The organism is Pseudomonas sp. R45(2017) (genome assembly GCF_002112305.1).
Classification (GTDB): Bacteria; Pseudomonadota; Gammaproteobacteria; order Pseudomonadales; family Pseudomonadaceae; genus Aquipseudomonas; species Aquipseudomonas paraglycinae.
The window spans coordinates 186,140-206,300 of the sequence record NZ_NEHH01000010.1; the positions used below are offsets into that span (position 1 = coordinate 186,140).

General features: G+C 61.4%; 20 protein-coding genes. 13 read left to right on the forward strand and 7 right to left on the reverse strand.

Annotated features, from left to right (window positions below):
• Nucleotides 1–29 precede the first annotated feature (29 nt).
• The 3 genes from CAF74_RS22965 to CAF74_RS22975 form a co-directional block, all read right to left on the reverse strand.
• On the reverse strand, nt 30–1,013 hold the full coding sequence (locus tag CAF74_RS22965; RefSeq protein WP_085747869.1) for a TauD/TfdA family dioxygenase: 984 nt from the start codon (nt 1,011–1,013) through the stop codon (nt 30–32).
• A 39-nt stretch (nt 1,014–1,052) separates the two neighbouring features.
• Nucleotides 1,053–1,793, reverse strand: coding sequence for a thioesterase II family protein (locus CAF74_RS22970; protein WP_085747870.1), 741 nt, complete (start codon nt 1,791–1,793; stop codon nt 1,053–1,055).
• A gap of 71 nt (nt 1,794–1,864) precedes the next feature.
• Nucleotides 1,865–3,037 (reverse strand): MFS transporter, encoded by a 1,173-nt coding sequence (locus CAF74_RS22975; RefSeq protein WP_085747871.1) that lies wholly within the window; start codon nt 3,035–3,037, stop codon nt 1,865–1,867.
• A 208-nt stretch (nt 3,038–3,245) separates the two neighbouring features.
• Here CAF74_RS22975 and CAF74_RS22980 point away from each other — a divergent pair, with 208 nt between their 5' ends.
• The 4 genes from CAF74_RS22980 (at nt 3,246) to CAF74_RS22995 (ending at nt 7,476) form a co-directional block, all read left to right on the forward strand.
• Nucleotides 3,246–4,046: a glucose 1-dehydrogenase gene (locus CAF74_RS22980; protein WP_085667895.1), complete on the forward strand. Its 801-nt coding sequence runs from the start codon at nt 3,246–3,248 to the stop codon at nt 4,044–4,046.
• A complete protein-coding gene (locus CAF74_RS22985) occupies nt 4,039–5,868 on the forward strand; it encodes a glycoside hydrolase family 15 protein (protein WP_085747872.1) in 1,830 nt (609 codons plus the stop codon). Before CAF74_RS22980 ends, CAF74_RS22985 begins: the two co-directional genes overlap by 8 nt.
• A gap of 307 nt (nt 5,869–6,175) precedes the next feature.
• Entirely contained in the window at nt 6,176–6,565 is a 390-nt protein-coding gene (locus tag CAF74_RS22990; RefSeq protein ID WP_085747873.1) for a hypothetical protein, read from the forward strand.
• Between the two features lie 11 nt (nt 6,566–6,576).
• Entirely contained in the window at nt 6,577–7,476 is a 900-nt protein-coding gene (locus tag CAF74_RS22995; protein WP_085747874.1) for an alpha/beta fold hydrolase, read from the forward strand.
• Here the strand turns inward: CAF74_RS22995 and CAF74_RS23000 are convergent.
• Nucleotides 7,445–8,428: a GlxA family transcriptional regulator gene (locus CAF74_RS23000; RefSeq protein WP_085747875.1), complete on the reverse strand. Its 984-nt coding sequence runs from the start codon at nt 8,426–8,428 to the stop codon at nt 7,445–7,447. The genes CAF74_RS22995 and CAF74_RS23000 overlap by 32 nt on opposite strands.
• Before the next feature lie 90 nt (nt 8,429–8,518).
• On the opposite strand from CAF74_RS23000, the gene inhA reads away from it, so the two are divergent.
• From inhA to CAF74_RS23015, 3 genes are all read left to right on the forward strand, one after another.
• Entirely contained in the window at nt 8,519–9,205 is a 687-nt protein-coding gene (gene inhA / locus CAF74_RS23005) for an isonitrile hydratase (protein WP_085747876.1), read from the forward strand.
• Between the two features lie 231 nt (nt 9,206–9,436).
• Nucleotides 9,437–10,228 carry a CPBP family intramembrane glutamic endopeptidase gene (locus CAF74_RS23010; RefSeq protein WP_085609004.1) on the forward strand — a complete coding sequence of 264 codons (792 nt, stop codon included), beginning with the start codon at nt 9,437–9,439 and terminating at the stop codon, nt 10,226–10,228.
• 102 nt (nt 10,229–10,330) lie between these two features.
• Entirely contained in the window at nt 10,331–11,896 is a 1,566-nt protein-coding gene (locus CAF74_RS23015; protein ID WP_064594745.1) for a PAS domain-containing methyl-accepting chemotaxis protein, read from the forward strand.
• Nucleotides 11,897–11,957: 61 nt separating this feature from the next.
• Here the strand turns inward: CAF74_RS23015 and CAF74_RS23020 are convergent, their stop codons facing one another.
• The 3 genes from CAF74_RS23020 to CAF74_RS23030 all read right to left on the reverse strand — a co-directional run bounded on the left by CAF74_RS23020 (nt 11,958) and on the right by CAF74_RS23030 (nt 14,324).
• Nucleotides 11,958–12,317 carry a DUF6124 family protein gene (locus CAF74_RS23020; RefSeq protein ID WP_085747877.1) on the reverse strand — a complete coding sequence of 120 codons (360 nt, stop codon included), beginning with the start codon at nt 12,315–12,317 and terminating at the stop codon, nt 11,958–11,960.
• Between the two features lie 87 nt (nt 12,318–12,404).
• The gene (locus CAF74_RS23025; protein ID WP_039767501.1) at nt 12,405–12,770 is read right to left on the reverse strand and encodes a DUF6124 family protein; all 366 of its coding nucleotides are present in this window, start codon (nt 12,768–12,770) and stop codon (nt 12,405–12,407) included.
• Nucleotides 12,771–13,646: 876 nt separating this feature from the next.
• On the reverse strand, nt 13,647–14,324 hold the full coding sequence (locus CAF74_RS23030; protein WP_085747878.1) for an alpha/beta family hydrolase: 678 nt from the start codon (nt 14,322–14,324) through the stop codon (nt 13,647–13,649).
• Between the two features lie 86 nt (nt 14,325–14,410).
• On the opposite strand from CAF74_RS23030, the gene ccoN (CAF74_RS23035) reads away from it, so the two are divergent.
• From ccoN (CAF74_RS23035) to ccoO (CAF74_RS23060), 6 genes are all read left to right on the forward strand, one after another.
• Nucleotides 14,411–15,835: a cytochrome-c oxidase, cbb3-type subunit I gene (gene ccoN, locus CAF74_RS23035; protein WP_085747879.1), complete on the forward strand. Its 1,425-nt coding sequence runs from the start codon at nt 14,411–14,413 to the stop codon at nt 15,833–15,835.
• Between the two features lie 10 nt (nt 15,836–15,845).
• Nucleotides 15,846–16,454, forward strand: coding sequence for a cytochrome-c oxidase, cbb3-type subunit II (gene ccoO, locus CAF74_RS23040; protein ID WP_039770055.1), 609 nt, complete (start codon nt 15,846–15,848; stop codon nt 16,452–16,454).
• Nucleotides 16,455–16,459: 5 nt separating this feature from the next.
• Nucleotides 16,460–16,657 (forward strand): cbb3-type cytochrome c oxidase subunit 3, encoded by a 198-nt coding sequence (locus CAF74_RS23045; RefSeq protein ID WP_011333290.1) that lies wholly within the window; start codon nt 16,460–16,462, stop codon nt 16,655–16,657.
• Complete coding sequence (gene ccoP, locus CAF74_RS23050; protein WP_085747880.1) at nt 16,654–17,610, forward strand: cytochrome-c oxidase, cbb3-type subunit III; 957 nt, start codon at nt 16,654–16,656, stop codon at nt 17,608–17,610. The genes CAF74_RS23045 and ccoP overlap by 4 nt, the downstream gene beginning before the upstream one ends.
• A 500-nt stretch (nt 17,611–18,110) precedes the next feature.
• Complete coding sequence (gene ccoN / locus CAF74_RS23055) at nt 18,111–19,553, forward strand: cytochrome-c oxidase, cbb3-type subunit I (protein WP_039770049.1); 1,443 nt, start codon at nt 18,111–18,113, stop codon at nt 19,551–19,553.
• On the forward strand, nt 19,553–20,161 hold the full coding sequence (ccoO, locus tag CAF74_RS23060) for a cytochrome-c oxidase, cbb3-type subunit II (protein ID WP_011333287.1): 609 nt from the start codon (nt 19,553–19,555) through the stop codon (nt 20,159–20,161). The genes ccoN (CAF74_RS23055) and ccoO (CAF74_RS23060) overlap by 1 nt, the downstream gene beginning before the upstream one ends.

The window sequence follows — 20,161 nt, forward strand, 5'->3', positions numbered from 1 at the left end:
ACAACCACCCGCTCACCTGCTGCGACGGGTCAGAGTGCGTCCTGGGAGTGACCTTCGGCCATGGCCACGATCACCTTGCGCGGGCCTTCGAACGGCGAGCGGGCATGGGCCGACAACATGTTGTCGAGCATCAGCACATCCCCCTCCTGCCACGGGAAGCTGATGGCGCATTCGTCGAGCACCGCACGTATCTGGCTCAACACTTCATCCTCGATGGGCGAACCGTCACCGTAGTAGACGTTACGCGGCAGGTCCTCTTCATCGACGATGTCCAGCAGGCTCTCGCGCACCTCCGGTTGCAGGTTGGAGATGTGGAACAGGTGCGCCTGATTGAACCAGACCATGTCCCCGGTGACCGGATGCCGGGCCACTGCCTGGCAGGTCTGGCGGGTACGCAGTTCGCCGTCGTCCTTCCATTCGCAGACAATGCCGTGGGCCTGGCAGTAGGCCTCGACCTCGGCCTGGTCTTCGGTGTTGAACACATCTTCCCAGGCCACATCCAGGCCGTTGCCGAAGTTGCGCACATACATCAGACCCTTGCTGACGAAGCGCTCGCGGATCGCCACCGGAATCCGGCGATACACTTCGCGACTGTCGGCAATCGGCGTTTCGCCACCGGACCTGGCCGCGATCATGCTGTAGAACCAGATCTTCATCGGCCAGTCCCGGGAGTAGGCCTGCTCGTTATGCAGCGGAATACTCTGGTGCGCCGGGTATTCGGTGGAGGTGTACACCCCCTGGGTCACGTTGGTCCGTGGCGTGGAGCCGAACTCATAGTTCAGCAGCGGATGGCCGAAGCTCGCCGCAAACTCGCGAAAGCGCTCCGCGCCCTCCAGCCGGAATCCACGAAACAGCAAACCGCCGTCTTGCAGCAGATGCTTATCGACCAGCTCTTTCAATTCGTCGAACACCGCCAGCAAGTCGGTATCGGCGTCGCTCGCCTCCACCAGCAGCGGCAGGCGACCGCGATGCGGCAACAACGGACGGACGGAAAATCCCTCAGCAACAGCCATGACTGGCCTCCTCAAAACACTCGATTGGTGAACCGCGCTTTACAGCGCCGGTGCCGCCGACAGCGCATGGCGCCGGTGATGGGCTTCCAGGTGATTCTTGAGCGTGCGGATGACCCGGGCTTCATGCTCATGAATGAAGAAGTGCCCACCGGTCATCATGTCCACCGAGAAACTGCCCAGCGTCTCTTTGCTCCAGCCGATCAACTGTTCGGTGGTCGCCCGGTCTTCCTTGCCGCCCAGCACATGCACCGGGCAATTGAGCAGTGGCCGCTCGATCGGCGTGAAGCGTCCGCACATCATGAAATCGGCGCGCAGGACCGGCAGCGTCAGGCTCATCAACTCCTGATTGGCCAGTACTTCTTCGCTGGTGCCCTGAAAGGTGCGCAGCTGTTCGATCAGCTCTTCGTCGCTGCGCGGCTCGGAAAAACCACGATCGTAACCGCTGCGCATGCTCGGGGCGGCGGTGCCGGAGGCGAACAGCGCCACCGGCTCGGGGGCTCCAAGATCGCGAAAGGCGTGGGCCAGCTCGCACGCGAGCAGCGCGCCCAGGCTATGCCCGAACAGCGCATAGGGCGCTTGCAGCGAAGGTTTATGCTCGCGCGCCAGTTGCCGGGCCAGGGCCCGCATGTCGATTTGCAGGGGTTCGTCGTAGCGCGCGCCGCGTCCGGGCAACTCCACCGGTTGCAGTTGCATCCACGACGGCAGCTGGCGCCGCCAGCGGCTGTAGACCATGGCGCTGGCGCCCGAATAGGGCAGGCACAGCAGTGTCAGCTTTGTCACCGCGTTTACCTCAATGGGTTATCTGTAAAAGAGAACGGATGAGGCACGACGGGAATTAGTCCGGGTGACGATCACTTCAAATGACGGAAACTCTGCACCGCCGAGCCCAGCACCACCGCCCCGGCGGCAATCGCCAGCCAGAAGCCGCTGCGCGCACCGAATGCGTCCACCAGCGCGCCGGAACCGGCAGCGCCGATGGCCACGCCGATGCTCAGACCGGTCACCAGCCAGGTCAGGCCTTCGGTGAGTTTGGCCGGCGGCACGATGCGCTCGATCAGCGCCATCGCCACGATCAGGGTCGGGGAGAAGAACAGGCCGGCGATGAACACCGCGACGGCCAACCCGAAGATGTTGGTCGCCAGCAGCAACGGCAGCGTGGTCACCGCTGTCGCCAGACCGCCGTAGAGAAACAGCCGCGGCAACGGCAGCTTCGAGCGCATCGCACCGAAGGCGATACCGGCCAGACAGGAACCGATGGCGTACACCGACAACACGATGCTCGCCGCCGCCGGCTGGCCCTGCTGCTGGGCGAACGCGACGCTGACCACATCCACCACGCCGACAATCACGCCCATGGCGAGCATCAATGCCAGCAGCCATTGCACGTCGGTCGAGCGAATGATCGAGCCTTTATGCTCTGATTCGTGCGGATGCACCGGCGGCTCGGTGCTGCGCTGGGCGACGAATGCCGTGACGCCGATGGCCAGCATCAACAGTGCCGCCAGCGGTCCGGCCTCGGGAAACACACCGACGCACAAGCCTACCGACAGCGGCGGGCCGACGATAAAGCAGACTTCGTCGAGCACCGACTCCAGCGCATAAGCGGTCTGCAACTGCGGCTGGCCGCGATAGATTTCGGTCCAGCGCGCCCGCGCCATCGCCGACATGCTCGGCATGCAACCGGCCAGTGCGGCGCAGACAAACAGTGTCCAGGTCGGCGCCTGCAAGCGGGTGCACAGCAGCAACATCAGCAGCGCGCCCCCGCCGATCAGCGCCGCCACCGGCAGCACCCGCCCCTGACCAAAGCGGTCCACCAGTCGTGACACCTGCGGCGCGCAAAACGCCGTGGCCAACGCAAACGTCGCCGCCACCCCACCCGCCAACGCATAGCCGCCGGTCAATTGCGAAAGCATGGTGATCACGCCGATGCCGGTCATGGAAATCGGCATGCGCGCGATCATCGCGGCAATCACAAAAGCCCGGGCGCCGGGGGCGTTGAACAGTTCGCGGTAAGGGTTTGCCATCGGATGCAGCCTCATCAGGGGCGGCCAAGTTGCCACAAAGCCTGACGGCCGGGGAAGCGCGCAATTGTTGGTGGAATGTGAAGTCCCCAACGCACGCAGGGCCAATCGCTGCCGCATAAACCTGTCGATGATTTCATTTACGCGGATGAACTCTCGCCGCCGCCCATCAGTCAGCTAAATAAGCTCTCAACCCAAGGCGCGACCCTGCATGCAGATTTCCCTCGCCCGCCAAGTGGCACTGGTCACCGGCGCCAGTTCCGGCATCGGCCACGGCGCCGCCAAAGCCCTGGCCGCTGCCGGTGCTGCCGTGGTCATTAACTACAACCGTCAGGCCGAACCCGCCGAAGCACTGGCCCGGCAGATCGTCGCCGACGGTGGACAGGCCATCGCCATCGGCGCCGATGTCTCGAAGGAAGAAGACGTTGAGCGACTGTTCCAGCAAACCCTCGACGCCTTCGGAACACTAGACATTCTGGTGGCCAATTCCGGCCTGCAAAAAGACGCGGCGGCTGTGGATATGTCGCTGGCCGACTGGAACGCAGTGATCGGCGTCAACCTCACCGGCCAGTTCCTCTGCGCCCGCGCCGCGCTGCGGATCTTCAATCGCCAGGGCGTGCGCGAAGGCGTGTCGCGGGCCGCCGGCAAGATCATCCATATGAGCTCGGTGCACCAGCGCATTCCCTGGGCCGGGCACGTTAACTACGCAGCGTCCAAGGGCGGCGTCGATCAGTTGATGCAGACCCTGGCCCAGGAAGTCAGCCACCAGCGCATCCGCATCAACGGCATCGCGCCGGGGGCGATTCGCACGGCCATCAACAAGGACGCCACCGAAGGCGATGCGGGCCAAGCCCTGCTCAAACTCATCCCTTACGGGCGCATCGGCGATGTCGAGGACGTGGCCAACGCGGTGGTATTTCTCGCCTCCGATGCCTCCGACTACATCGTCGGCACCACCCTGTTCATCGACGGCGGCATGAGCCTCTATCCGGAGTTCCGTGGCAATGGCTGAGCATCAATCCGAACGACAAAGCCCCATCGACGCCCACGGCATCATTGGCGACATGCGCAGCGCCGCGCTGGTCAATGACAAGGGCAGCGTGGATTTTTTCTGCTGGCCGGAGTTCGACAGTCCGTCGATCTTCTGTTCGCTGCTCGATACCCCCGACGCGGGGATTTTCCAGTTGGCTCCGGATCTGCCCGATGCCCGACGCGAGCAGATTTACCTGCCGGACACCAACGTCCTGCAAACCCGCTGGCTCAGCGATCACGCCGTGGTGGAAATCACCGACCTGCTGCCGATTGGCGACAACGACGATGCCTTGCCGCTGTTGATGCGCCGAGTGCGGGTGGTCAGCGGGCAGGCGACGTTTCATCTGCGCTGCGCGGTGCGGCATGACTACGCCCGCGCTGAGACCCGCGCCGTCATCGATAAACAGGATGTGCTGTTCAGCGCCAGCGGGCAGCCGACGCTGCGCCTGGCCTCGGATCAAACCCTGAACGTCGATAACAATGCGGCGGCTGCGCAATTCACCCTCAAACAGGATCAAACGGCGGCGTTCATGCTCGGCGCCAGCGACGATCCGCGCTTTGCCGAAGGCGCCGCGCAGCTGTGCATCGAACGCACGCTGAAGTTCTGGCGCGACTGGATCGGCCAGTCCAACTATCGCGGTCGCTGGCGGGAAATGGTCAACCGCTCGGCCCTCGCTCTGAAGTTGCTGACCTCACGCCAGCACGGCGCAATTCTCGCTGCCGCCACCTTCGGCCTGCCGGAAACACCCGGCGGCGAACGCAACTGGGACTACCGCTACACCTGGATCCGCGACGCCTCGTTCACCGTTTACGCTTTCATGCGCCTGGGCTTTGTCGACGAAGCCAATGCCTACATGCGCTGGCTGCGCGGGCGGGTCAGCGATTGCAGCGGCCAGTCGTCGATGAAGCTGAACATCCTCTATGCGATCGACGGCCGCCAGGAACTGCCGGAAACCGAACTCACGCATTTGTCCGGGCATGGCGGCGCGAAACCGGTACGGATCGGCAATGGCGCGTACGACCAGATTCAACTGGATATCTTCGGCGAACTGATGGACGCCGTTTATCTGGTCAACAAGTACGGCGACGCGATTTCCCACGAAGGCTGGCAACACGTGATGGAAGTGGTCGATCAGGTCTGTGAGACCTGGCAGACCAAGGATGTGGGCATCTGGGAAATGCGCGGTGAGCAACATCACTTCCTGCACTCGCGACTGATGTGCTGGGTGGCGCTGGACCGGGCGATCCGCCTGGCCTCGAAACGCTCGCTACCAGCGCCGTTCGCCCGCTGGGACCAGACCCGTCAGGCGATCCATGCCGACATCTGGGACAACTTCTGGAACGAAGAGCGCGGACATTTTGTGCAATACCAGGGCGGCACCGCGCTGGATGGCTCGATGCTGCTGATGCCGCTGGTGCGCTTCGTCAGCGCCAAGGATCCGAAATGGCTGGCGACGCTGGAAGCCATCGAGAAACATCTGGTGCGTGACGGCATGGTTTATCGCTATCGCAACGATGACGCGGGTATTGATGGCTTGTCCGGCACTGAAGGCGCTTTTGCCGCGTGCTCGTTCTGGTATGTGGAATGCCTGGCCCGCGCCGGGCAAGTTGAAAAGGCTCATCTGGAATTCGAGCAACTGCTGCGCTACGCCAATCCGCTGGGATTGTACGCGGAAGAGTTCGACAACCGAGGCCGGCATCTGGGCAACACGCCACAGGCATTGACGCATCTGGCGCTGATCAGCGCGGCGAGTTTTCTGGATCGCAAGTTGAGTGGGGAGAAGAATTACTGGCAGCCGTAGTCATCCTTCTTCGCCAGAGTCTGTAAGAAAGATCCCAACTCCAATCGCCGTTTGTAGGATGGCTACCTACGAACGGCAAACACCCCCGAGCCTTGCGGTTGAAGGGCTGGCCCACACAATCGATTCCTTTCGATACAACTTGTTGATGGCACGGCCTACAGAAACCTGCCAACCCCGTTAACGCTTGGCCCACAACTCACACTTACACCCCGAAATACCTTGTTGCCAGCTGTTACATCGCCCCCTACCATCCACCGCAACGGGCACAGCGGAGCTGTCCAATAAAAACCCGATTCAAGGAACCAGAATGAGCCAACGCATCCACCGCCAGATCGATACCCCACTGCGCACCGGCCTCAAGCGCGACGAACTGTGGGAAGCCGCCGACAAGGGCCTGATCAAATGCTGGGAAATCGGCCGCCAGCGCGCCGCCCGTTTCCCCGACCTCGCCCAACGCTGCAGTGCCGATGAACTGCCGGTACTGGGCTGGAAAGGCGGGGTCAGTCGCAGCCTGAAGAAGAATGAAAAATACGGATCGCTGAAATACCTTGCCCAGTGGCAGGGTCTGCGCGGGGAAGATCTGGATATTGACCTGGGTGCCGAGCGCGTCATGACCTGCTCGCGGACGAAAATGGTGGTGACGTTTACGCCGGATCGGAGCAAGTATTTCAATCAGGTGGCGGAAGCCGAGGTGTAAGGAGACTTTCCATGACCCGTGCCGAAATCCGATTCAGCCAAACTCCAAGCCTGACCATCGCCTATGAACATCACGGCCCGGAAAACGGCACGCCGGTCATCCTCCTCCACGGCTTCCCCTACTCCCCCCGCGCCTACGACGAAATCGCCCCGCCCCTCGCTGCCCTGGGCTACCGGGTGATCGTGCCGTACTTGCGCGGTTACGGCCCGACCCGTTTCAACAGCCCGGACACCCCGCGTTCCGGCCAGCAAGCGGCGCTGGCGCAGGATCTGCTGGAGCTGATGGATGCACTGGGGATCGAACAAGCGACATTGTGCGGTTACGACTGGGGCGGTCGGGCGGCGTGCATTGTGGCGGCGTTGTATCCCGAGCGCGTGCGCGGGTTGGTGACGGGCGATGGCTATAACCTGCAAGACATTCCGAATTCGATCCAGCCGCTGGATCCGCAGAGCGAGCATCGCTACTGGTATCAGTACTACTTCCATACGCCCCGTGGCGTTGAAGGGCTGACGCAAAACCGGCGGGCGCTGTGCGAGTTGCTCTGGCAGTTGTGGTCACCGACCTGGGCGCGGAATGCCGAGCGTTATCCGCTGAGCGCGCCGGCGTTCGATAACCCGGACTTCGTCGAGGTGGTGATTCACTCTTATCGCCATCGCTTCATGTATGCGCCGGGCGATCCGGCGCTGGAGTGGATGGAGCAGGCGCTGGAGAAACAACCGGCGATCGGCGTGCCGACGATTTCGCTGTGCGGTGCGGATGATGGCGTTGGCCCGGCGCCGGAAGACGATGAAGATGCCCACCACTTCACCGGGATTTACGAGCGGCGGGTGCTGGCGGGTGTCGGGCATAACATTCCCGAGGAAGCGCCGGGCGAAACGCTCAAGGCATTACTGGATCTGCTGCAGCGCTGACCGAAAACCGCTCCCGATAAGCCTGCGGCGTCACACCCATGGCCCGCAGGAAACTGCGTCTTAACGTCTCTTCACTGCCAAATCCACAATTGGCCGCGACCCGTTTGATCGGCAGTCCGGTATCGCTCAACAACCGGCGGGCGGTTTCGACGCGGATCAGTTCGATGGCGCGGGCCGGGGTCTGGCCGGTGTCGGCGCGGTAGTGGCGCACGAAGCTGCGCTCGCTCATGCCGGCCTGTTCGGCGAGGGTCGGGATGCCCAGGTCGCAAGTCAGGTGTTCGGCAATCCACGCGTGCAGATCATCGAAGCGGTTGCCCTGTTTTTGCAGTGACAGCGTCACGCTGAATTGCGACTGCCCGCCCGGGCGTTTGAGGAACACCACCAGTTGCCGGGCGACGTCCAGGGCCATGTCGCGGCCGAGGTCGTCTTCGACCATGGCCAGCGCCAGGTCGATGCCGGCGGTGACGCCCGCCGAGGTCCAGACCGGGCCGTCGTTGATGAAGATCGGATTGGGTTCGACCTGCAATTGGGGGTGCTGCTGCGCCAGTTGCTCGCAACGGGTCCAGTGGGTGACGACCCGGCGACCGTCGAGCCAGCCGCTGGCTGCCAGCAGAAAAGCGCCGGTGCAGACCGAAGCCACGCGCCGGCAGCCATTCGCATGCTCACGTACCCAGTTCACCAATTCGGCGTCTTCGGCAGCGGCGTAGACGCCCCAGCCGCCGGCGATGATCAGCGTATCGCTGGGCTGCGGCGGCAGCGGCTCGGCCAACATCGCCAACCCGGCGGACGAGTTCACCGCCCCGCCACCGCTGGCAATCACCGTTGGCGCGTACGGCGCAGGCAAACCCTGCTGGCGGGCGATGTCGTTGGCCGAGGCGAAGACCTGCAACGGCCCGGTGACATCGAGCAATTGCACATTGGCGAATGCGAGGACGTGGATGGTTTTCGGCATTTGGCGTAATTCGTGGGCTGATTGGCGTATGCGCCAAAACCTACGCGCCTACAGTGAAGCCGTCTACCCCCCTTTTCACGGAGAAGAACCATGGCGTTGCAGATCGGTTTTCTGTTGTTTCCCCAAGTGCAGCAACTCGACCTGACCGGCCCGTACGACGTGCTGGCCTCATTGCCGGACGTGCAGGTGCACCTGATCTGGAAGGATCTGGTGCCGGTCACCGCCAGCACCGGGCTGGTGCTGAAACCGACCACCACCTTCGAGGATTGCCCGGCTCTGGACGTGATCTGCGTACCCGGCGGCGCAGGCGTCGGGCCGTTGATGGAGGATGAGCAGACGCTGGCATTCATCAAATCGCAAGCGGCGCAGGCGCGTTACGTGACGTCGGTGTGCACCGGTTCGCTGGTGCTCGGCGCGGCGGGTCTGTTGCAAGGTAAACGGGCGACCACGCACTGGGCTTATCACGATCTGCTGCCGACACTGGGCGCGATTGCGGTGAAGGATCGGGTGGTGCGTGACGGCAATCTGTTTACTGGCGGCGGCATTACGGCCGGGATCGATTTTGCTCTGACCCTGGCGCAGGAACTGGTGGGTGTCGATACGGCGCAACTGGTGCAGTTGCAGCTGGAATATGCGCCGGCGCCGCCGTTTGATTCGGGCAGCCCGGACACGGCGCCGAGTGCTGTTGTCGATGAGGCGCGCAAACGTGCGGCGCCTTCGCTGAAGTTGCGCACGGAAATCACCGAGCGTGCGGCGGCAAAGCTCAACCTGCGCTGACATTTCAGCCACACCCAAGAACTTGTGGGAGCTGGCTTGCCAGCGATAGCGGTGAGTCAGTCAATGAAGATGTCGACTGTGCACACGCCATCGCTGGCAAGCCAGCTCCCACAGGTCTCAGTGTCAGCCACAGGTTTGCGTGTTGTCCCGGTTTCTCGCCACACCTTCACTTGTCCCCTCGCCCCCACCCGTGTAGAAAGCCTGTCCACAAATCGTGCACAAGGACTTTCCATGACAGCTCTGCCATGGCTCTATCTCGGGCTTCTCAGCCTTGGTTACGGATTGGCGCTGAGTTTCGGCCAGCTCGGCTGGCTGGCGCTGATCTCCATTGCACTGCTGGTTTTCGCCGGTTATGCCGTGCGCCAGCAAACCGTGCCGGTCGGGCGTTATCTCGGCCATGGCCTGTTTATCGTGTTGGCCCTGGCGCTGGCCCTGCACTGGCTGCCGGGTTTCTACAACGGCCGGGCCATCGAACCGCAGCGCTTCACCGACAACGCCGTGCCGTTCTCGATGTACCTGAATCTCGACAAACCGCTGATTGGCTTCTGGCTGCTGCTGGTCTGCCCGTGGATCGTCGCGCGTCGTTCGTTGCGCCTGACGGTTTACGCCACCGCGCTGGCACTGACGTTGAGTGTGATTCTGGCGCTCGGCGGTGCGGTGTTGCTGGGCATGATCACCTGGGCGCCGAAATGGCCGGATCAGGCGTGGCTGTGGGTGCTGAACAATCTGCTGCTGGTGACGCTGGTCGAAGAGGCGCTGTTTCGCGGCTATATCCAGGGCGGCCTGAGCCGACGTTTCAAACACCTGCCCTACGGCGAAAACCTCGCGCTGCTGCTGGCGTCCCTGCTGTTCGGCCTGGTGCATGTGGGCGCTGGCTGGCAATGGGTGTTGCTGGCGAGCCTGGCGGGTGTCGGCTATGGTCTGGCCTACCGTTTTGGCGGGCTCGGTGCGGCGATCGCCACGCATTTTGGCCTGAACCTGCTGCATTTCGGCCTGTTCACCTATCCGATGCTCGCGGGTTGAAGCAAGGGCCGTTTTGCGACGCCGTACTTATAAATGAAAAAAAATTTCAATAAATGGCCGACCCCGCCGACAACCTTTCAAAGCCTTGCGGATTGAAAAACCATGCGTAACAACCAGCCCATTACACAACGCGAACGGACTTTCCCGGCTCAGCAACGGTTGATTTCCACAACCGACGCCAAGGGCGTGATCACCTACTGCAACGACGCTTTCGTCGAAATCAGCGGGTTTTCGCGTGAGGAACTGATCCGTGCGCCGCACAACCTGGTTCGTCACCCTGACGTGCCGGCGGCGGTGTTTTCGCACATGTGGGGCACACTGAAACAAGGCTTGCCATGGATGGGCATTGTCAAGAATCGCTGCAAGACCGGTGATCACTACTGGGTGAACGCCTATGTAACGCCGGTGTTCGACGGCAATCAGGTGGTCGGTTACGAGTCGGTGCGGGTCAAACCCACCGCCGAACAGATCCGCCGTGCCGAAGCGCTCTACCAACGCATCAACCAGGGCAAGTCGGCGATTCCTTCGAGCGACAAGTGGCTGCCGATTGTGCAGGACTGGCTGCCGTTCATTCTGGTCAGCCAGTTGAGCTTCATGATCGGCGCCACCCTGAACTCGCAGTGGGGCTTCGCCCTCGCCGCCGGTCTGTCGGTGCCGCTGGGCCTGCTGGGCCTGCAATGGCAACAACGCGGGCTCAAGCGCCTGCTGCGTCTGGCCGAGCAGACCACCTCCGACCCGTTGATCGCGCAGATGTACACCGACAGCCGTGGCGCCCAGGCGCGTCTGGAAATGTCGATCCTCAGCCAGGAAGCGCGCCTGAAAACCTGCCTGACCCGTCTGCAGGACACCGCCGAGCACCTGACCGATCAGGCCAAACAGTCCGACGCCCTGGCGCACAACAGCTCCAGCGGTCTGGAACGTCAGCGCGTGGAAACCGAACAGGTCGCCACCGCCGTCAACCAGATGGCCGCCACCACGCAAGAAGTGGCGAGCCACGTCCAGCGCACCGCCGACGCCACTCAGGAAGCCAATCGTCTGACCGGCCGCGGCCGCGACATCGCCGGCGAAACCCGCGAAGCCATCCAGCGCCTGTCGGTCGTGGTCGGTGAAACCGGCCTGACCGTCACCCAACTGGCCAAGGACAGCGACGAAATCGGCGGCGTGGTCGACGTGATCAAAGGCATCGCCGATCAGACCAACCTGCTCGCCCTCAACGCTGCGATCGAAGCAGCGCGTGCTGGCGAAATGGGCCGTGGTTTTGCCGTAGTCGCCGACGAAGTCCGCCAACTGGCACAACGCACCAGCGAATCCACCGGCCAGATCCACGCCCTGATCGCCAAGCTGCAACAAACCGCTTCGAGCGCCGTACAAACCATGGAAGCCGGGCATCGCCAGGCGGAAGAAGGTGTAGCGCGGGTTCTGGAAGCGGACCAGGCCTTGGTCGGCATCAGCGAAGCGGTGGCCAACATCACCGACATGACCACCCAGATCGCCGCCGCGACCGAAGAGCAAAGTGCCGTGGCTGAAGAAATCAGCCGCAACATCAGCAACATCTCGGAACTGGCGGACCAGACCTCGGAACAGGCGCATAACTCGGCGCTGCTGAGTGAAGAGCTGACCAAGACTGCCAACACGCAATACTCGTTGGTGGAGCGGTTTAACCGCTGATTGGTCTGCAATACAAAAACCCGGATAGCGAGAGCTTCCGGGTTTTTTATTGCCTTGCTACTTACGCCTTCGGCACGAGGTTATCCAGCGCCTGATTCACCGCCAACTCGCCCAACATCACCACCTGCGCAATGCCCAACAGGGTTTTGCGGTTCGGCCCTTCCAGCAGGCCGGCAAAGCCACCGAGCATGACCGTGGCTGACGCGAGGGATTCGCAGGCGTTGGCCAGCAGGGATTCAGTGTCGGTTTGCGGGTTGACCATGAACATGTCGTTTGGGGTGTAGGGCGTGGCCATGATCCGGGCTGCCGGGGTCAGGTAATAGTCGAGGGCGCGTTCGGCGGCGTCGTGGAGTTTTCTTGAATCGGGAAATTCGTACGGGGACACCGGATCTTCTAACGGGGGAATGACGGTCTTGGACATCAGCTGGAACTCCGGAAAGAGTCGCTTGAGGATTTTTATAGACGGCTGCCTGGCAGTGAGGGGACAAGCCCCTCACCGAGGCCGCAACTACCGCGAGACGTGATGGTTATCCAGCACACGATTGACTAGCAGCTCACTCAGCATGATGACCTGCTGCAGAATCTGCATCGCCTTGCGCTGCGACGGATCGACGGTGTTGCCGAGGTCCCGGGCCATGTCACTGGCCGATGACAGCGTTTCGCACGCTTCGACCAGCAGCGTTTCGTCATCCATTGTTGGATTGACCAGATAGATCTTGCCGGGCTTGCGCGATGGTTTGGACGTCTTCTGCGCCCCAGGATCGAGGTAATGATTGATCGCCCGTTCGGTTGCCGTTTTTATGTTTTCGGCTTCCAGTGCGGCGTCGTAGGGGATTGAATCGGTTTCTGGCGGGTTTGGTGTGGCTTTGAACATAGATAGAACTCCAATTCGAAAAATAGGAGCCATCACCCTCGCTACCAAACGGCGGGTGGCGGCCATGCGCGGGTTGGTAGACCGGTCGAATTGGGAAACCCGGCGCTCACGAATGAGCCCCACGCATGCCCACCATACAAAGCTGCACCTCAGAAAAGAGACAGCATTGAAGGTGTCGCAATAACCACAACTCGAATCGGGCTACCAAACCCAGCCACTTTTCAGTGACAGGGAAACGATATAGCCCTCTCCAAGCTGCGTAAGCCGGCGGATTCTGGCGTACGCGTAGGCAACGACGCAAGGTGTTGTAGCCCTTATGGCGTAACGGTTCGTGTACTTTAAACGTGGTTACGCGATCGTGTTTATTCGCTGGAAATGCCGGGCTGTGGGAGCTTTGAGTTTTGGTGGCGTGCCAGTGAAACCTTCCCCTCACCCTAGCCCTCTCCACGAGGGAGAGGGGACTGACCGAGGTGTCTGGACGAGGTACGCCGACGTGAAATACCGAGGTGAACTCTGGCCTTAAAAAGCAAACATCCCGCTTCTAACCACTCAACACGATGAGCGTTAGCTCGAGTAAAGCTTTTGATCTTCGGGCCCCTTCGGCAGGCTGAGTGGAGGGATTCGTCCGGGGGTGGGAGCGCAGCGACCGTTTGGCGAAGCCAAACACATCGAGAGGAGGTGCAGCGAAGCAAACCGTAGGCGATGCCCCCCGGACGAATCCCGGAACGAAGGAACCCCGAGCCTCAGCGAGGGGCCGAACGCCGGGGCCTAGACCTTTTGGTTACTTTTGGGGCGTTTGCCAAAAGTGACCCGCCGTAAGGGCGGAACCCTAAGCAGCCATAACCGCAGCAACGGATATACACCCCCAACCAAACCTCAACGAAGAAACCCGGCAACCTTCTCCGCAGCCGAAGCCAAATGCTGCTCATGCGTAAACCCGGAAACCTTCAGCGGCTTCAAATCATGATCCCCCGCCGCCAGCCAAAACACTTCAATTTCCGGCGATAACGAATAACCTTCGACCGCTTCGCGATTCCCCAGCGCATCTCGCTCGCCCTGAACAATCAGCGTCCGAGTCTTCAACCCAGCCAGATGTTCGACCCGTGGTTTCTCAGGTTTCCCAACCGCATAAAACGGATACCCCAGACAAACCAACGCATCCGCGCCAAGCTCATCGGCAAGCAAACTCGCCATCCGCCCCCCCATCGACTTCCCGCCAACCGCCAAAACCCCAGCGACATGACGTCGCACTTCAGCGAAAACCTCACGCCAGCACTCCTGCAATTTCCCCGCAGGATTCGGCGGCCGCTTGACCCCATCAACCCGCCGCTGCGCCATATAAGGAAACTCAAACCGCAACACATTCACCCCAAGCCCGGCAAGGCGCCCAGCCATATTCGTCATCCACTCACTGTCCATCGGCGCCCCCGCCCCATGCGCGAGAATGAGCGTCGCCGAAGCCTCCCCAACAGCCGCATCCCAAAGCCACCCGTGATCCCGCAGGCACTGCGCCCATTGATCCCCGTCAATACTGGCCTTGTGCTGTTTGTCCATGCTTGCCTCGCTTTTAGTCTGCCTATAACTCCAGGCGAAGGACGCGCTGTCGGCGCTCACTTCGGCTGAACCGTGGATGGGGAACCATGAACACTTCTATCAGTACCGCCTACAACTACAAGGTGGTCCGCCAATTCGCCATTATGACGGTGGTGTGGGGCATCGTCGGCATGGGGCTCGGGGTTTTTCTCGCGGCTCAATTGGTCTGGCCCGAACTCAACTTCAACCTGCCGTGGACCAGCTTCGGACGCCTGCGCCCGCTGCACACCAACGCGGTGATCTTCGCGTTCGGCGGCTGTGCCTTGTTCGCCAGTTCGTTCTACTCGGTGCAGCGCACCTGCCAGACCCAGCTGTTTGCGCCGAAAGTCGCCGCGTTCTGCTTCTGGGGCTGGCAACTGGTGATCCTGCTGGCAGCCATCAGCCTGCCACTGGGTTACACCAGCTCCAAGGAATATGCCGAGCTGGAATGGCCGATCGACATCCTGATCACCATCGTCTGGGTCGCCTACGCCATCGTGTTCTTCGGCACGATCATGCAGCGCAAGACCAAACACATTTATGTGGGCAACTGGTTCTTCGGCGCGTTCATCATCACCGTGGCGATCCTGCACATCGTCAACAACCTTGAGTTGCCGGTGAGTTTCACCAAGTCCTACTCGGTGTACGCCGGTGCGACCGACGCGATGGTGCAATGGTGGTACGGCCACAACGCCGTAGGCTTTTTCCTCACCGCCGGTTTCCTCGGGATGATGTACTACTTCGTGCCGAAACAGGCCGAACGTCCGGTGTATTCGTATCGCCTGTCGATCGTGCACTTCTGGGCGCTGATCACCCTGTACATCTGGGCCGGCCCGCACCACTTGCACTACACCGCGCTGCCGGATTGGGCGCAGTCGCTGGGCATGGTGATGTCGCTGGTACTGCTGGCGCCAAGCTGGGGCGGCATGATCAACGGCATGATGACCCTCTCGGGCGCCTGGCATAAGTTGCGCAGCGACCCGATCCTGCGCTTCCTGGTGGTGTCGCTGGCGTTCTACGGCATGTCGACCTTCGAAGGTCCGATGATGGCGATCAAGACTGTCAACGCCCTCTCCCACTACACCGACTGGACCATCGGCCACGTACACGCCGGCGCGCTCGGCTGGGTGGCGATGATTTCCATCGGCGCGCTGTACCACATGATCCCGAAAATCTTCGGCAAAGAGCAGATGCATAGTATCGGCCTGATCAATGCGCACTTCTGGCTCGCGACCATCGGCACCGTGCTCTACATCGCCTCGATGTGGGTCAACGGCATCGCCCAGGGCCTGATGTGGCGTGCAGTGAACGAGGACGGCACGCTGACCTACTCCTTCGTCGAAACCCTGGTGGCCAGCCACCCAGGCTTCGTCGTGCGGCTGATTGGCGGGGCGATCTTCCTCAGCGGCATGTTCCTGATGGCTTACAACACCTGGCGCACCGTGCGGGCCTCGCAGCCTGCTGACGTCGTTGCTGCCGCGCAGATGGCCTGAGGAGTCCGCCATGAAACACGAAACGATTGAAAAGAACGTCGGCCTGCTGATGCTGCTGATGGTGTTCGCCGTGAGCATCGGCGGCCTGACCCAGATCGTCCCGCTGTTCTTCCAGGACGTGACCAACAAACCGGTGGAAGGCATGAAGCCCTACACCGCGCTGCAACTGGAAGGCCGCGACATCTACATCCGCGAAGGCTGCGTCGGTTGCCACTCGCAGATGATCCGTCCATTCCGCGCTGAAACCGAACGTTACGGGCACTACTCGGTGGCCGGTGAAAGCGTGTGGGATCACCCGTTCCTGTGGGGTTCCAAGCGTACCGGTCCGGACCTGGCCCGGGTTGGCGCGCGCTACTCGGATGACTGGCACCGCGCGCACTTGTACAACCCGCGCAACGTTGTACCGGAATCGAAAATGCCGGCCTACCCATGGCTGGTCACCCAACCGGTCGACAGCAGCCACACCGAAACCAAGCTCAAGACCATGCGCACCCTCGGCGTGCCCTACACCGACGACGACATCAGCGGCGCGGTGGCCAGCCTCAAGGGCAAGACCGAAATGGACGCCCTCGTCTCCTACCTGCAAGTGCTCGGCACTGCGATCAAGAGCAAGAGGTGATCGAGATGGCCTTTGAAATGAGCGCGGGGCTGATTCGCGGCCTCGGCACGGTCGTGGTGTTCGTGGCCTTCGTCGGCCTGACCCTGTGGGTGTTCAACCGCAAGCGCACGCCGGAATTCGCCGAAGCGCGCCTGCTGCCGTTTGCCGACGAGCCGCAACCCGACACTACCCAAGTTAATGAAACAAGGAGTACCCGGCCATGACCACCTTCTGGAGTACGTGGATCTGCGTACTGACCATCGGCAGCCTGATCGGCCTGACCTGGCTGCTGGTCGGCACCCGTCGGGGCGAAACCAAGGGCAGCGTCGACCAGACCATGGGCCACAGCTTCGACGGCATCGAGGAGTACGACAACCCGCTGCCGCAGTGGTGGTTCATGCTGTTCGCCGGCACGCTGGTGTTTTCCGTGGGTTATCTGATCCTTTATCCGGGCCTGGGCAACTGGAAAGGCATCCTGCCCGGCTACGAGGACGGCTGGACCGGCGTCCACGAATGGGAAAAGGAAATGAGCAAGGCTGACGCCAAATTCGGGCCGATCTTCGCCAAATTCGCCGCGATGCCGGTGGAAGAAGTGGCGAAGGATCCGCAGGCGCTGAAAATGGGTGGCCGTCTGTTCGCCTCCAATTGCTCGGTGTGCCACGGCTCGGACGCCAAGGGTGCGTTCGGTTTCCCTAACCTCGCCGACAAGGACTGGCGTTGGGGCGGCAGTGCGGAAACCATCAAGACCACCATCATGGGTGGCCGGATGGCGGCGATGCCGGCGTGGGGTGACGTGCTGGGCGAGACTGGCGTGAAAAACGTCGCCGCCTATGTGCGTCATGAACTGGCGGGGCTGCCACTGCCGGCGGACAACAAGGCTGATCTCCAAGCGGGTCAGCAGGCGTTCAGCACAACCTGCACCGCCTGTCACGGGGCAAACGGCCAGGGCACCGAAGCCATGGGCGCGCCGAACCTGACGCACCCGGCCGGTTTCATCTACGGCACCAGCCTGACCCAGCTCGAGCAGACCATTCGCCATGGCCGTCAAGGCCACATGCCCGCTCAGAACGAGCTGCTGGGTAACGATAAAGTGCAACTGCTCGCCGCTTACGTATACAGTCTGTCAAAAAATACTGAGCAGTTGAGCGACAAGCTTCAAGCTGAAAGCTCCAAGTAAAATCACAAGCAATGTATACAATCCTGCAGGCGACATGATTCGTCTTGTCGCTTGCAGCTTGCAGCTTGCAGCTGCTTCCTTTTGTCGCACCCCTTCACCCCCTCTCCTTTCGGTTACCCGGATTCGGGTCTACGCTTGCTCGATGCGGACTGGCCCGTGCCGGTTCCAGGTCGACCCCGAGCGAGGCGTTGAACGAATCAGCTGACTGACATGGCCGCAAAGGCCGGTAGATACCGGCTGTCGTGCCAATTACCGTCCGTCACCCGAACCGAGCGTTCGAACACACCCCGTTACATCCGACCGGGACCCCTCGCTTTTTTCGTCCGCTGCGACATTTTGCCCGAGGGCAATTTTGTCCTTACGCGGCGCATGGAAAGGCCGCAGAATCAGCGTTGGAAAGCATTGACCCAGGTCATGGCGCGTTGCATTGACCCCCTGCTTTCTACATACTTGCGGCCGATTTTAATCCTAATAAAACACCCAAACCGTGGAACCTTAGAATGAGCACAGCAATCAGTCCGACTGCTTATAACTATAAGGTAGTCCGCCAGTTCGCCATCATGACGGTGGTCTGGGGGATCCTTGGCATGGGGCTCGGTGTCTTCATCGCCTCGCAACTGGTCTGGCCGGAGTTGAATTTCGGTCTGCCGTGGACGAGCTTTGGACGCCTGCGCCCGTTGCACACAAACCTGGTGATTTTCGCCTTCGGTGGTTGTGCACTGTTTGCCACTTCCTACTATGTCGTGCAGCGAACCTGCCAGACGCGACTGATTTCCGACAGCCTCGCGGCCTTCACCTTCTGGGGATGGCAAGCGGTGATCGTCGGCGCGATCATTACCTTGCCGCTGGGTTACACCACCACCAAGGAATACGCGGAACTGGAATGGCCGATCGCCATTCTTCTGGCCATTGTCTGGATTTCCTACGGGCTGGTGTTCTTCGGCACCATCACCAAGCGCAAGACCAAGCACATCTATGTCGGTAACTGGTTCTACGGTGCGTTCATCGTGGTGACCGCGATGCTACACATCGTCAACCACATGTCGCTGCCGGTCAGCCTGTTCAAGTCCTACTCGGCTTACTCGGGCGCCACCGACGCGATGATCCAGTGGTGGTACGGCCACAACGCCGTGGGCTTCTTCCTGACCACCGGCTTCCTGGGGATGATGTACTACTTCGTGCCGAAACAGGCCGAACGTCCGATCTACTCTTATCGTCTGTCGATCGTGCACTTCTGGGCGCTGATCACCCTGTACATCTGGGCCGGCCCGCACCACCTGCACTACACCGCACTGCCGGACTGGGCACAGTCGCTGGGCATGGCGATGTCGATCATCCTGCTGGCACCGAGCTGGGGCGGCATGATCAACGGCATGATGACCCTGTCGGGCGCCTGGCATAAGCTGCGCACCGACCCGATCCTGCGCTTCCTCGTGGTATCGCTGGCGTTCTACGGCATGTCGACCTTCGAAGGTCCGATGATGGCGATCAAGACCGTCAACTCGCTGTCGCACTACACCGACTGGACCATCGGCCACGTACACGCCGGCGCTCTCGGCTGGGTAGCGATGATCTCGATCGGCGCGATCTACCACATGATCCCGAAACTGTTCGGCCGCGCGCAGATGCACAGCACCGGTCTGATCAATGCGCACTTCTGGCTCGCGACCATCGGTACCGTGCTGTACATCGCTTCGATGTGGGTCAACGGCATCACTCAGGGCCTGATGTGGCGTGCAATCAACGACGACGGCACCCTCACCTATTCGTTCGTCGAAGCGCTGCAGGCCAGCCACCCTGGCTTCATCGTCCGAGCTCTGGGCGGTGCGTTCTTCGCCAGCGGCATGCTGTTGATGGCTTACAACGTATGGCGCACCGTTCGCGCCTCGAACCCGGCTGAAGCCGAAGCCGCCGCCAAGATCGCCGTAGTTGGAGCTCACTGATGAAGCATGAAGCTGTCGAGAAGAATATTGGCCTGCTGGCCTTCTTCATGGTCATCGCCGTCAGCGTCGGTGGCCTGACCCAAATCGTTCCGCTGTTCTTCCAGGATGTCACCAACAAGCCGGTCGAAGGCATGAAGCCGCGCACCGCCCTTGAACTGGAAGGCCGCGACGTTTACATCGCCAACGGCTGTGTCGGCTGCCACTCGCAGATGATCCGTCCGTTCCGTGCCGAAACCGAACGCTACGGCCACTACTCGGTCGCCGGTGAAAGCGTCTGGGATCACCCGTTCCTGTGGGGTTCCAAACGTACCGGCCCAGACCTGGCCCGTGTCGGCGGTCGTTACTCCGATGACTGGCAGCGTGCGCACTTGTACAACCCGCGCAACGTCGTGCCTGAGTCGAAAATGCCGGCTTACCCGTTCCTCGTGGAAAACAAGCTCGACGGCAAAGACACGGCCAAGAAAATGGAAGTGTTGCGCACGCTCGGCGTCCCTTACACCGACGAAGACATCGCCGGTGCAAGAGATGCCGTGAAGGGTAAAACCGAAATGGACGCGCTGGTGGCCTATCTGCAAGGCCTGGGCACCATCATCAAAAGCAAACGGTGA

Bases quoted from the DNA above. Each gene is read 5' to 3' on its own strand.
- CAF74_RS22965 (WP_085747869.1), bottom strand. From the start codon at position 1,013: ATGGCTGTTGCTGAGGGATTTTCCGTCCGTCCGTTGTTGCCGCATCGC.
- CAF74_RS22975 (WP_085747871.1), bottom strand. From the start codon at position 3,037: ATGGCAAACCCTTACCGCGAACTGTTCAACGCCCCCGGCGCCCGGGCT.
- CAF74_RS22980 (WP_085667895.1), top strand. From the start codon at position 3,246: ATGCAGATTTCCCTCGCCCGCCAAGTGGCACTGGTCACCGGCGCCAGT.
- CAF74_RS22985 (WP_085747872.1), top strand. From the start codon at position 4,039: ATGGCTGAGCATCAATCCGAACGACAAAGCCCCATCGACGCCCACGGC.
- CAF74_RS22990 (WP_085747873.1), top strand. From the start codon at position 6,176: ATGAGCCAACGCATCCACCGCCAGATCGATACCCCACTGCGCACCGGC.
- CAF74_RS22995 (WP_085747874.1), top strand. From the start codon at position 6,577: ATGACCCGTGCCGAAATCCGATTCAGCCAAACTCCAAGCCTGACCATC.
- CAF74_RS23000 (WP_085747875.1), bottom strand. From the start codon at position 8,428: ATGCCGAAAACCATCCACGTCCTCGCATTCGCCAATGTGCAATTGCTC.
- inhA (WP_085747876.1), top strand. From the start codon at position 8,519: ATGGCGTTGCAGATCGGTTTTCTGTTGTTTCCCCAAGTGCAGCAACTC.
- CAF74_RS23010 (WP_085609004.1), top strand. From the start codon at position 9,437: ATGACAGCTCTGCCATGGCTCTATCTCGGGCTTCTCAGCCTTGGTTAC.
- CAF74_RS23015 (WP_064594745.1), top strand. From the start codon at position 10,331: ATGCGTAACAACCAGCCCATTACACAACGCGAACGGACTTTCCCGGCT.
- CAF74_RS23020 (WP_085747877.1), bottom strand. From the start codon at position 12,317: ATGTCCAAGACCGTCATTCCCCCGTTAGAAGATCCGGTGTCCCCGTAC.
- CAF74_RS23025 (WP_039767501.1), bottom strand. From the start codon at position 12,770: ATGTTCAAAGCCACACCAAACCCGCCAGAAACCGATTCAATCCCCTAC.
- CAF74_RS23030 (WP_085747878.1), bottom strand. From the start codon at position 14,324: ATGGACAAACAGCACAAGGCCAGTATTGACGGGGATCAATGGGCGCAG.
- ccoN (WP_085747879.1), top strand. From the start codon at position 14,411: ATGAACACTTCTATCAGTACCGCCTACAACTACAAGGTGGTCCGCCAA.
- ccoO (WP_039770055.1), top strand. From the start codon at position 15,846: ATGAAACACGAAACGATTGAAAAGAACGTCGGCCTGCTGATGCTGCTG.
- CAF74_RS23045 (WP_011333290.1), top strand. From the start codon at position 16,460: ATGGCCTTTGAAATGAGCGCGGGGCTGATTCGCGGCCTCGGCACGGTC.
- ccoP (WP_085747880.1), top strand. From the start codon at position 16,654: ATGACCACCTTCTGGAGTACGTGGATCTGCGTACTGACCATCGGCAGC.
- ccoN (WP_039770049.1), top strand. From the start codon at position 18,111: ATGAGCACAGCAATCAGTCCGACTGCTTATAACTATAAGGTAGTCCGC.
- ccoO (WP_011333287.1), top strand. From the start codon at position 19,553: ATGAAGCATGAAGCTGTCGAGAAGAATATTGGCCTGCTGGCCTTCTTC.